Source organism: Streptosporangium sp. 'caverna' (assembly GCF_003203775.1).
Taxonomy (GTDB): Bacteria; Actinomycetota; Actinomycetes; order Streptosporangiales; family Streptosporangiaceae; genus Streptosporangium; species Streptosporangium subroseum.
Genome location: NZ_CP029711.1, coordinates 9,841,252 through 9,852,131, shown reverse-complemented (window position 1 = coordinate 9,852,131; position 10,880 = coordinate 9,841,252). Strand labels below are relative to the sequence as shown.

Annotated in this window: 10 protein-coding genes; 2 read left to right on the top strand and 8 right to left on the bottom strand. The window is 69.8% G+C overall.

Annotation, left to right across the window (positions count from 1 at the left end):
- Positions 1–41 precede the first annotated feature (41 nt).
- The 4 genes from DKM19_RS42430 to DKM19_RS42415 form a co-directional block, all read right to left on the bottom strand.
- Entirely contained in the window at positions 42–539 is a 498-nt protein-coding gene (locus DKM19_RS42430; protein WP_110704047.1) for a hypothetical protein, read from the bottom strand.
- Between the two features lie 495 nt (positions 540–1,034).
- Entirely contained in the window at positions 1,035–2,294 is a 1,260-nt protein-coding gene (locus tag DKM19_RS42425; RefSeq protein WP_110704045.1) for a HAMP domain-containing sensor histidine kinase, read from the bottom strand.
- 1 nt (position 2,295) lies between these two features.
- Positions 2,296–3,024: a two-component system response regulator CseB gene (gene cseB / locus DKM19_RS42420; RefSeq protein WP_110704043.1), complete on the bottom strand. Its 729-nt coding sequence runs from the start codon at positions 3,022–3,024 to the stop codon at positions 2,296–2,298.
- A 217-nt stretch (positions 3,025–3,241) separates the two neighbouring features.
- Positions 3,242–4,351, bottom strand: a complete 1,110-nt coding sequence (locus DKM19_RS42415) for a DNA alkylation repair protein (RefSeq protein ID WP_110704041.1) — start codon at positions 4,349–4,351, stop codon at positions 3,242–3,244.
- 171 nt (positions 4,352–4,522) lie between these two features.
- On the opposite strand from DKM19_RS42415, the gene DKM19_RS42410 reads away from it, so the two are divergent.
- Together DKM19_RS42410 and DKM19_RS42405 are read left to right on the top strand one after the other, a co-directional pair.
- Positions 4,523–5,350, top strand: a complete 828-nt coding sequence (locus tag DKM19_RS42410) for a helix-turn-helix domain-containing protein (protein ID WP_110704039.1) — start codon at positions 4,523–4,525, stop codon at positions 5,348–5,350.
- Positions 5,351–5,583: 233 nt separating this feature from the next.
- Positions 5,584–6,327 (top strand): SDR family oxidoreductase, encoded by a 744-nt coding sequence (locus tag DKM19_RS42405; RefSeq protein WP_110704037.1) that lies wholly within the window; start codon positions 5,584–5,586, stop codon positions 6,325–6,327.
- Positions 6,328–6,335: 8 nt separating this feature from the next.
- On the opposite strand, the gene DKM19_RS42400 is transcribed toward DKM19_RS42405, so the two are convergent.
- From DKM19_RS42400 to DKM19_RS42385, 4 genes are all read right to left on the bottom strand, one after another.
- Entirely contained in the window at positions 6,336–7,394 is a 1,059-nt protein-coding gene (locus DKM19_RS42400) for a lytic transglycosylase domain-containing protein (RefSeq protein ID WP_110704035.1), read from the bottom strand.
- Between the two features lie 285 nt (positions 7,395–7,679).
- Positions 7,680–8,591 carry a carbohydrate ABC transporter permease gene (locus DKM19_RS42395; RefSeq protein ID WP_110704033.1) on the bottom strand — a complete coding sequence of 304 codons (912 nt, stop codon included), beginning with the start codon at positions 8,589–8,591 and terminating at the stop codon, positions 7,680–7,682.
- 2 nt (positions 8,592–8,593) lie between these two features.
- Complete coding sequence (locus DKM19_RS42390) at positions 8,594–9,514, bottom strand: carbohydrate ABC transporter permease (RefSeq protein ID WP_110706375.1); 921 nt, start codon at positions 9,512–9,514, stop codon at positions 8,594–8,596.
- Between the two features lie 5 nt (positions 9,515–9,519).
- Positions 9,520–10,869 carry an extracellular solute-binding protein gene (locus DKM19_RS42385; protein ID WP_239513891.1) on the bottom strand — a complete coding sequence of 450 codons (1,350 nt, stop codon included), beginning with the start codon at positions 10,867–10,869 and terminating at the stop codon, positions 9,520–9,522.
- Between the last annotated feature and the right edge of the window lie 11 nt (positions 10,870–10,880).

The following is a 10,880-nucleotide window of genomic DNA, read 5'->3' as shown; positions in this document are numbered from 1 at the left end:
TTTTTGCAGCGCTGGTTCGATTACGGGCTGTTCGGAGTGCGTCATGGCTTGAAGCACTCATCCAGATCGCTCTGCTTGACGCCCTCGGGCACGACCATGGCCGTTCCCGGCTTGGGATCGTCGACCTCGTATCCGCGGTCGCGGAGACACTTGGTCCTCTCGAGACTCAGGTCCTGCATCTCCTGGTCGGTCAGCTTGGGCCCGTCATCGGCCGTCGGCGGCTTGCCGATCTTTTTCAGGCAGGCGTCCTCCGCGACCTTGTAGGCGTCCTGCCGGTCGCCGAAGTCGATCTTTCCGGCCTCTTTCGGGAGCTCGAAGCCCGCTTCGCTCAGGCACGACCGGAATTTGGCCTCCCACGCGTCGTACTTCTGGTCGGCCGTACCGGCGGAACCCGAATCGGAAGTGGAAGTGGAGGTCGACGAGTCGCTCGCCGTGCCGCTCGTCTCATTCGCATTGCCGCAACCGGCCAGCAGACCCGCGAGGCAGGCGAAGGCCGCGAACGCGACGCGAGTACGAGGGAGGTGGAGTGTGCTGGGCATGATTCTTTCTTTCGGTGGCTGTGGTCGCCCAGTGATCAGGCGCGGGACAGAGCACGTGAAAAGCTCTGTTCCGAGAGGTCGGTACGCCGCTGCGGCGCACATCAGCCACCATGCGCGGTGCGGGTGTCCGCGCCGCCGCGGTCGCGTATCCACGGCCGCTTGGGTGCGCATCGGGCGTGTATCAGCCCCTGGCCGCGTATGAACCCGGCTTCAGGAGTCCCCGGGGAGCGCCGGACGGGTGTCGGCCCTTGATCGCGGATCACCCGGCTTCGGAAGTTCCCGGGGGAGCGCCGGACGGGCGTCGGCCAGTGGTCGCGGGTCGCCCGGCTTTGGAAGTTCCCGGGGAGCGCCGGACGGGTGTCGGCCCTTGGCTGCGGATCGCCCAGCCTCGGGAGCGTCGGATGGGCGTCGGTCCTCGGTGGTGAATCGCCCAGCTTCGGGAGCGTCGGATGGGCGTCGGTCCTCGGTGGTGAATCGCCCAGCGTCAGGCAGGTGTCAGCTCTCGGAGCCGATGCCGTCCCGCAGGTGGAGCGTGGCGATCGCGCCGCCGTCCGGGGCGTTGCCGAAGGTGAGCTCGGCGCCGATCACCTGGGCCTGGCCGGCGGCGATGGTCAGGCCCAGGCCGTGACCCCGGCCGCGTTCGGCCGCGCCGGTGCGGAAGCGCTGCGGTCCCTCCGCCAGCAACTCGTCCGGGAATCCGGGGCCGTGGTCGCGTACGACGATCGTCGTGCCGTCCACGGTGACCTCGACCGGAGGCCGTCCGTGGCGGTGCGCGTTGGCGACCAGGTTGGCGACGATCCGGTCGAGGCGGCGCGGATCGGTGTCGGCGACCGGGTCGCCGTTCACCGCCAGCCGGACCTGGAGCCCCGTCCGGCGTACGGACTCCTCGACGACCTGGTCGAGCGGCACCGAGGTGCGATCGGCCTGTTCCGCGCCCGCGTCGAGGCGGGAGATCTCCAGCAGGTCCTCGATCAGCGCCCTCAGCACCCGCACCCGGTCCCTGACCAGCTCGGTGACCTCCCCCTCGGGGAGGAGCTCGGCGGAGGTGACCAGGCCCATCAGCGGGGTACGCAGCTCGTGGGCCACGTCGGCGGTGAAGCGTTGCTCGCTCAGCAGCCGGTCCTGCAGGCTGTCCGCCATCGAGTCGACGGCCGCCGAGATCTCGGTGATCTCGTCGCCGCCCCGGCCGCCCACCATGGTCCGGGCGTTCAGATCGCCGTCCGCGATACGCCGCGCGGTCCGGGCCACCCGCCTCAGCCGCCGGTTGGGCAGCTCGGCGGCCAGCGCCGCCAGGGGCACGACAACGGCGAGTACGGCCAGCGAGGCCATCACGATGTGCCGGTCCAGGGCCCGCAGGTTGCGCATCTCGGTGCCCATGTCGGTCTGCACGGCCAGCACCTGATCGTCGATGGGCTCGGCCGCCCACATCCAGAGGACCTCCGGCCGGCGGTCGTCGTACCAGGTGCTGAATCGCCCGGTGCTCCTGACCTGCTGGAGCAGTGCGGCCGGAATCTCCCCGCTGTAGCCGGCCGACGCGTCGCCCGTGCGCCGGTAGTCGCTCTCCGCCTTCTGCATGTCGAGGTAAGCCCGATCTTCGCCCAGGCTCATGGAACGCTCACGGGTGCTCTGGTGGACCAGTATCCCGACGGCCAGCGCGACCGCGCAGGACGCCATGGCCACCAAGGCCGCGATCTTCCAGCGCAGCGACCTCCAGTTCAGCAGCCTGCGAGCCGCCTGGGCGATGGTGTGTCCCATCTCAGCGCCGCAACTTGTAACCGAAGCCGCGGACCGTCTCGATCCGGTCGGGGCCGATCTTCTTGCGCAGCCGCTGGACGCACAGGTCGACGACGCGGCTGTCCCCGTCCCAACCGTAGTCCCAGACGTTGCGCAGCAGTGTCTGCCGGTCCAGCACGATCCCCGGGTTCGCCGCGAACTCCAGCAGCAACCGCAACTCGGTGGGGGCCATCCCCACCGGCTCACCGGCCCGGCGCACCTCCAGGCCCTGGGGATCGATGGTCAGGTCCCCGAAGACCAGGTCGCCGGCGCCGTCGGAAGCGGGCTCCGGAGCGTGCTCGGGGCTCGGGGCGAAGGAGGCCCGGCGTAGCAGGGAACGGATCCTGGCCACCAGTACGGAGGTGTCGACCGGCTTGACGACGTAGTCGTCGGCCCCCGCCTCCAGGCCCGACACCACGTCCAGGGCGTCACCGCGCGCGGACATCATCAGGATCGGGGCCAGGCTCGACTCCCTGATCTTCCGGCACAGCCCGATGCCGTCCAGCCCCGGCAGCATCACGTCCAGCAGCAGCAGATCGTGCTGCTGCTCCCTGAACAGTTCGAGGCCGGTCAGACCGTCGCCCGCGGTGCTCACGCGATAGCCGTAACGCTCCAGGGCCATCCCGACCGCCCTGCGGATCACCTCGTCGTCCTCGACGAGCAGCACCGCGACAGGATCCGGTGGGCCGCCGCCGACCTCTGAAACCGACATTTCTCCCCAAATATGACTAAAAAGGTATAAAAGACAATATAAGGACTCTCTCTGTGGGAGCGCGAAGGCGTCGCCGGACCTCCTCCGGTGACCGGTACGCCACGGCAGAGCACCCCGGCCACCCCGCAGAACCGCAGGTGCCCATGGTGCCGGTGCCGGACCTCCGTGACGGCTCAGCCGTGTATCAGCCGTGAATCAATCCGTGGGACCACGCGTGTCAGGTGGCCGCCAGGAGGATGAATTCGCTCCGGCCGGAGGCGACGCCGTTGATCTGGAGCTCGATCGCGTGCTCGCCGGGATGGTAGCGCCGGGTGGTGATCTCGCGGAAGGAGTGCTCGCGGGAGAGCTGCCGTCGTTCGCCGGGGGCGAGCGTCATGGTGGTGAGCTTGAAGGTCTTGCCGGTCTGACTGCCGTTCGCCTTCATGTGGTGCACGATGTAGTCGACGGCGAGCGTCGCCGGCGCGGTAGCGGTGTTGGTGATCGTCGCGGTGAAACCGACGGTTCCGCCGAACGGGATCCGCGTCGCTGCGAGGGCCGGCCCGACGACGCCGATGGCGGCGGCGGGCGTGAAGCCCAGCAGGCCGAGCGCGCCGGGATGGCCTTTCTTGACGAGGGTGCGGAGCCCGTGCCTGACGAGGCGCGGGGTGTTCTTGTCCGGCTCCGAGAGCCAGGCGGCCGCGGTCTCGACGACGATCTCCGGTTGCTGCCTGCTCAGGTCGTTCAGATGGTTGGCGACGGAACGTCGCACGTATTCGCTCTCGTCGCGGTACAGGGCATTGATGATGGGGAGGGTCGCCCGGGGATCGGCCATGATCGCCGCCACCCGCTTCGCCCAGGGCAGGAACGGCCGGGTGCCCTCGGACGCCAGGCGGCGGACGTGTTCGTCGGGCGAGGCGGTCCAGGTGAGGACGGCGGCGAGGGCGCGGTCGATGTCATGGTCGAGGAGCGCTCGGATGGCGAGCTCGGACGTAAGGCGGGGGGTGAGCTCGGCGAGCACGGCCATGGCGTCGTCGAAGGCGTCGGTGCCGCCGTCGTCGATCGCCTTCGCGGCGATCGCGCTGGTGACCGGCCAGATCAGCCACCCGCTGAAGGGCGGCAGCCCGTCCCGCGCCGCACGGATCGTGCGGGCGAACGCGTCGTAGTCGCCGGGCAGGTCCCGCAGCAGGGCGTCCCTGAGCAGGTCGCTGCGCTCCCGCAGCGACAGGGGCGCCAGCTCGCCGGCGGCGGTGCGGAGCGCGGTGAGCGGTGCGCCGGGCGCGGCCGCCGCGATCGCCTCGATCAGTGCCTTGGCGGTGTGATCACCGATGAGCTCGTCGGCGAAGGGCATGGGTTTCTCCCGTGTGTCGAGTCGGCTGCCACCGGTGTGAATTCTCTCGTGTGCCGAGCCGGTATCCGGCCGCCGCCGGTGCCGGCGCGATCAATCGCGCGGACGGCGAGGGGGAGCCGTACGGTCTGCCCGGGCGCGTCGCACCTGGAAGCGAGGGGTAGCGTGGCCTGCATGCCGGCCGCGTCCACGAACAAGCTCGGGGAGTTCCTCCGGGCCCATCGCGCGTGCCTCGATCCCGTGGATGTCGGCCTGCGCGGGGGAGGCGACCGCAGGGTCGCCGGGCTCCGTCGCGAAGAGGTCGCCGTGCTCGCCGGGGTGAGCATCGACTACTACACCCGGCTGGAGCAGGGGCGAGAGCGCAATCCGTCCGCCCAGGTCCTGGACGCGATCGGACGGGCGCTCAAGCTCAACCTCGACGCCCGCGGCCACATCTTCCGGCTCGCCGGGCTGAACCCCCGCCTGGCACCGGGCGGTTCGCGAGACCTGGTCCACCCGGCGCTGCTGCGGCTGCTGGACTCCTTCCCCTCCGCGGCCGCATACGTGCTGAGCCCCGCGTTCGAGGTGCTCGCCACCAACGCCGTCGCCGCCGCGCTGCTCTCGCCCTTCTCCGGCATGACCAACATGGTCCGGGTGCTGTTCCAGCACCCGCAGGCGCGGACCGTGTTCGTCGAATGGCCCACCCTGGCGGAGCAGACCGTCCATGCCCTGCGCCTCAACGCGGGCTGCCACCCGGACGATCCGGAGATCAGGGCGCTCGTCGACGAGCTTCTGCGGACCTCTCCCGAGTTCCGGGCCCTGTGGCAGGACCAGGCCGTGAGCGGGCTCCCCCGCACGTTCAAGGTCTTCGACCATCCGGAGGTGGGCCGCGTCGAGCTGACCTACCAGACCTTCGACGTCCGCGACGCTCCCGGCCAGCAGTTGCTCGTCGGCACACCGGAGCCCGGAAGCCGCAGCGCCGACGCCCTCGCCCACCTGGGTTCCGTGCACGCCACGGCCTGAGCCGCAAGTACGGAGCCCCGGCCGATCAGGCGATACGGTCCCCGATCGCTCGGACCTCGTTGTTCCACATCCGCCATGCCCTGATTCTGCGTGACCACGGGCGGGCGGAGAAGGGCGTGTCTTCCCGGGTGCGGCGCACCTAGGAAGACAGGCCCTTCTCCCGGCGCGGCGGCGGACGCACGCTTGGTCTCGCGGCACTCCCGCCGCGAGCCCAGCGCTTTCCAGGAGTTCTCATGAGCAGCCCGTCGACCGCCGACAGCAAGATCGTCCTCATCACCGGAGCCAGCAGCGGCATCGGTGAGGCGACCGCCCGCCGCCTGGCCGCCGACGGCCACCACGTCGTCCTCGGCGCGCGGCGCGTGGACCGGCTGGAGGCGCTCGCCGGCGAGATCCGCACCGCGGGCGGCCGAGCCGACCACGGGGAGCTCGACGTGACGAGCCTCGACAGCGTGCGCGCCTTCGTCGAGACCGCCCACGAGCGTCACGGCCGCATCGACGTGCTCGTCAACAACGCGGGCGTGATGCCGCTGTCGACGATCGACGCGCTGCGCATCGACGAGTGGAACCAGATGATCGACGTGAACCTGCGCGGCACCCTGCACGGCATCGCGGCCGTCCTGCCGCACATGCGGGCCCGAGGCGCCGGCCACATCGTCAACGTCGCCTCGACGTCGGCGCACCGGGTCGACCCCACGGCGGCCGTCTACTGCGCCACCAAGTACGCCGTCCGGGCGCTCTCCGAGGGACTGCGCCAGGAGAGCCGGGACATCCGCGTGACCGTCGTGAGCCCGGGCTTCACCCGCTCGGAACTCACCGACCGCGGCGGCGACCCGGAGACACAGGCCGTCGCGCGGGCCGCGATGGAACAACTCGCCATCCCGGCCTCCGCGGTCGCGGACGCCATCGGATACGCGATCGGCCAGGCCGGCGACGTCGACGTCAACGAACTCGTCGTCCGCCCCATCGCCCAGGGCTGATCGCGGGGTCAGGGGCCGGTGAGGCGGCGGTCTCCACGGGTGGTGACCACGAACACCTGCCAGTTGTAGTAGGCGTAGTAGTTTCTGATGTCCTGCTTGATCTGGCGGGCGTGCAGCAGCACCGCGTTGACGTACGCCTGGGAGTGGTTGTAGGCGTACAGCGCACGCCGGTAGTCGCGCGGCGCCCCCGAGGCGTGCAGGTAGTTGGCCGCGGCGAGCAGGGCGTCCCGGGTGTCCTGGACGTCGCCGCCCATCCCGTAGGCGTCCCACGTTCGCGGCATGAACTGCATGGGTCCCTGGGCGCCCGTGTGGCTCGGTGACCTCACGCGGCCGAACTTGGTCTCGACGAACATCACCGCCGCCAGCACCTCCCACTCGACGCCGAACCTGCGCTCGGCATACCGGAAGTGGTCGAGCAGGACATCCGCCGGCTTGGGCGGCTGGACGCGGAATTTCGCCGACCCGCTGATGGGGTGGACCAGGGAGAGCAGATCCCGGGCGGCCGTCACGTTGTCCTTCGCCTGCCCGGCCAGGGCCTTCGGCAGCTTGGCGTAGGTGCGGGAGGCGACCTGTGGATTGCGGGCGAGGTAGCGGTAGATGCGCTGCTGCTGCAGGGCCAGCAGCACCATCGGCTCCGGGGGCTGCCCCTTGGCGGGGTTCCCCTTGCGCGTCCAGTCGTCCGTGGCACGCCGGAGCGCCGCGACGGTGTCGGTCAGGGAACGAGCCAGCCGCGCCGGGTCCTTGGGGATCGGAGCGTCCGGGTCGGGCAGGGCGGGCGCCTGGCGTACGGGCTCCTTCGCCGGGGGCGTCGCCGACCGCTCCGGAGCCGGTTGTGTCGCCGTCTGGCGGGGAGCAGCACCCGGTGAGGCGGCGCCCTGCGCGCCGGCGCAACCGGAGATCGCAACGGCCAGGCCGACGAGTGAGGCGACCATCGGCCTCACCTGCGACCGGCCCGCGCGCCTGCCCGGCGGCCTGTCACCCGGGACGTCCCTCAGGGCGGGCATCGTCCGCCCGCTCGGCCGGTGGCCGTGCTCCGGCTGTGCGATCTCCGCGCGCTGATCCTTCATCGCCCCCAACGTATCCCGAGCACGATCTCTCAGGTGCGTTTTCCGGGTGCTCTACGGGGATCGCGTCGGTTCGGACGACCCCGAAACCGTCGCCGTGCGTGCCGAGGGGGGACCTGCGTCAGTCCCGGGACCTGTGGGGCGCCGGGAAGGCCGTCGGCACGACGGGAACCGATTCCGATCGAGTTTCCTCGCCTGACCGAGGTCCGCCCCCGCCGTTCCGGCGCCGCTCGCGAACCCGGGCATTCGGACGGGCCGCGAGACGGTGAGCCGGACGGCCGGGTGCGGTCACTTGCTGAAACCGGCCGTCAGGCCGCTGAGCAGTTGACGGCGGCCGATGACGTACATGGCCAGGATGGGGAGCGAGGTCAGCACGACGGAGGCGAGTACGGCGGGCACGTTCACGCTGTACTGCCCCTGGAAGCTCCACAGCGCGAGCGGCAGCGTGCGCTTGTCGGGGCTCTGGGTGAGGACCAGCGGCAGCAGGAACCCGTTCCAGATCGTCAGTGCGTTGTAGATCGTCACCGTCACCACGGCCGGCATGGTGAGCGGCAGGGCCAGACGCAGGAGCGTCGCGAACTCGCCCGCGCCGTCCAGCCGCATCGACTCGAACAGCTCCTTGGGCACGTCACGGATGAAGTTGGACAGGATCAGCACCGACAGCGGGATCGCGAAGGCGATGGACGGGAGGATCAGCCCCAGCAGCGAGTCGTAGAGGTGCAGCCGGATGATGATCAGGAAGACCGGGATGATGGTCGCCTGCAGCGGGATGGCCAGTCCCATGAGGAAGAGCGAGTTCACCCCCCGCAGGAAGCGGAGGCGGCCGCCCCGGACGATCGCGTACGCCGCCATGAACGAGACCGCGACCGCCGGGATGACCGCGCCGACGGTCACGATGAGGCTGTTGACGAAGTACAGCGGGAAGTCGGACTCGATGACCATCTGGTAGTTGGCGAGGGTCGGATCGGTCGGCGGCGCCAGCGGGTTGGTGGCGTAGTAGGAGCTCTGCGCCTTGAAACTGGTGATGACGATCCAGTAGATCGGCACGATCACGACCGCCAGCCACAGCCAGCTCGCCGCCCCGCCCAGCCAGTTGGGGCCGTCGCTGCCCGGACGCCGCCGGCGCTTGCGGCGGTGCCCGTGCGGTTCTGATTCGAGCGTCTCGGCCCGCTTGATCCCCGTCGTCTGGGTCAAGCTCATGGTCAGGCCCCTTCCATCTGGCTGGCGTTGGCGTCGCGGCCGCCTAGCCGCCGCAGGAGCAACGCGAGGGCGAGGCCCACGAGGACGAGGATGACGGCGATGGCGCTGGCCGGTCCCATCTGGCTGGCCTGGAACCCGCGCTTGTACATGTCCAGGGCGAGCACCCGGGTGGCGTCGCCAGGACCGCCCGCGGTCAGCACGAAGATCAGGTCGAAGAAGGTCAGGGACCCGACGACCATGAGGGTGGAGGACGTGATGATCGTGTACTTGAGCTGCGGCAGCGTGATGCTGAAGAACTTGCGGACGCGGCCCGCGCCGTCTATTTCGGCGGCCTCGTACAGGGACTGCGGGATCTGCCGTACGCCGCCCTGGTAGATCAGCGAATGGAAGGGGATGAACTGCCACGACACCACGAAGATCACGACGCTGAAGGCGAGGACGGGCTTGCCGAGCCAGTCCTGGACGAGCAGGTCGATGTGCAGCCCGGCGCCGAGCCCGAAGTTCGGGTCGAGCAGCGCCTTGTAGGCGATGGCGATGGCGGCCTGGCTGAGCAGCAGCGGGATGAAGTACAGCACCGCCAGCACCGTGCGGTAGCGCTGGCGCCCGGCCAGGAACGTCCCGAGCAGGATGCTGGCCGGCGTCTGGACCGCCCAGGAGACGACCATCACCAGCAGCGTCACCCACAGCGCGTGCAGGAGGCCGGGGTCGCCGAGAACGGCCCGCCAGCTCGTGAGCCCGGACAGCTGGATCTCACCGAGTCCGTCCCAGGACGTGAAGCTGAGGAACAGGACCCCGATCAGCGGAATTACCCCGAAGGCGAAGAAGAGCACCAGGGCCGGCACGGCCAGCCACGGCAGGACGCCGCCGCCGCGGGCCTTACGTGCGGCGGGCGGCGGCGTCCCTCTCCGAGCAGGGGTGGTGATTGTGCTCAACTGCCGATGACCGCGTTCATGTTGGTCACGAACTCCTGAGGCGTGATCGACAGCTGGAACAGCTTGGCGATGTTGTCCAGCAGCACCTCGGCCGCGGCGGGGCTGAGGGCCTGGTCCCAGGACTGGGCGAACGTCTTGGCGTTACTGGCGATGCCGTAGACGAACTTCAGGAAGTCCGCGTCCTCGGAGGTGGCGAACGCGCTGTCGGCGCCGTTGACGATCGGCACCGCGCCCGTGCCGGCCCACTCCTTGACGTCCTCGTCGTTGAGCACGGCGGTGGCGAAGAACTTCTTGGCGATCTCCTTCTGCTCGGGGGTCGCCTTGGAGGAGATCGACAGGTACTGGCCGGGGTTGCCGACGGTGTTGCTGGGGTCGCCCTTGCCGCCGTCAACCGGCGGGAAGTTCATGTAGCCGAGGTGGCCGCCGGAGACGAAGTCGCCGCCGTCGGTCTTCATGCTGCCGTACGTCCAGCCGCCGTGCAGCATCATCGCGGCCTTGCCGGTGTACAGCAGGGCCTGGTCGGCGTTGGAGTCGGCCGTGATCGAGGAGAAGCCCTTGATGAACCCGTTCGCCTTGACGAGCTCCTGCAGCTTGGTCAGGGCGTCGAGGGCGGCGGGGTTGGACCAGGCGTCCTTCTTGGCGTCGAACACGGCCTGGAAGACCTCGGGGCCGCCGATGCGGTCGAAGAGGAACTCCAGCCACATCATGTTCGTCCAGCGGGACTGGCCGCCGAGGGAGAACGGGGCGATGCCGGCGGCGTTGAACTTGGGGACCAGGGCCATGATGTCGGCCCAGGACTCCGGGGGCTTCACGCCGACCTGGTCGAAGACCTTCTTGTTGTAGTACAGGACGATGGGCTGCATGGTCTCGGCAGGCATCGCGTAGATCTTGCCGTCGATCGTGGCCGCCCCGAAGGAGGAGGCGAACAGCCGGTCCTTCACGGCGGGGTTCTGCTCGAACCACGGGGTGAGGTCCTCCACCTGGCCGGCCTGCACGTACGTGCGCAGGGTCCCGCCGCCCCAGCCCCAGATGATGGTGGGTGCCTGACCCGCGCCGATCGACGTCTTGATCTTCGTCTTGTACGCGTCGTTCTGGAGGGCGGTGAAGGCGATCTGCCCGTTGGGGTTGGCCTTGTTGAAGCGCTCCACGGCCCTGGTGCGGACACCCTCCTGCGGCTGGACCGACAGGAACCAGTAGGTGGCCTTGTTGTTCGCGGTGCCTCCGCTGGAGGCGCCCCCACCTGCGGGGGTGGGGCCGGAAGTGCCGCAGGCCGCTAACGCGGCCCCCAGCGGAATGCCCATGGAAAGGGCGAGGAAAGTGCGGCGAGATGGTGTCTTTGACTCCACGCTGATCTCCG

Bases quoted from the DNA above. Each gene is read 5' to 3' on its own strand.
- DKM19_RS42430 (WP_110704047.1), bottom strand. From the start codon at position 539: ATGCCCAGCACACTCCACCTCCCTCGTACTCGCGTCGCGTTCGCGGCC.
- DKM19_RS42425 (WP_110704045.1), bottom strand. From the start codon at position 2,294: ATGGGACACACCATCGCCCAGGCGGCTCGCAGGCTGCTGAACTGGAGG.
- cseB (WP_110704043.1), bottom strand. From the start codon at position 3,024: ATGTCGGTTTCAGAGGTCGGCGGCGGCCCACCGGATCCTGTCGCGGTG.
- DKM19_RS42415 (WP_110704041.1), bottom strand. From the start codon at position 4,351: ATGCCCTTCGCCGACGAGCTCATCGGTGATCACACCGCCAAGGCACTG.
- DKM19_RS42410 (WP_110704039.1), top strand. From the start codon at position 4,523: ATGCCGGCCGCGTCCACGAACAAGCTCGGGGAGTTCCTCCGGGCCCAT.
- DKM19_RS42405 (WP_110704037.1), top strand. From the start codon at position 5,584: ATGAGCAGCCCGTCGACCGCCGACAGCAAGATCGTCCTCATCACCGGA.
- DKM19_RS42400 (WP_110704035.1), bottom strand. From the start codon at position 7,394: ATGAAGGATCAGCGCGCGGAGATCGCACAGCCGGAGCACGGCCACCGG.
- DKM19_RS42395 (WP_110704033.1), bottom strand. From the start codon at position 8,591: ATGAGCTTGACCCAGACGACGGGGATCAAGCGGGCCGAGACGCTCGAA.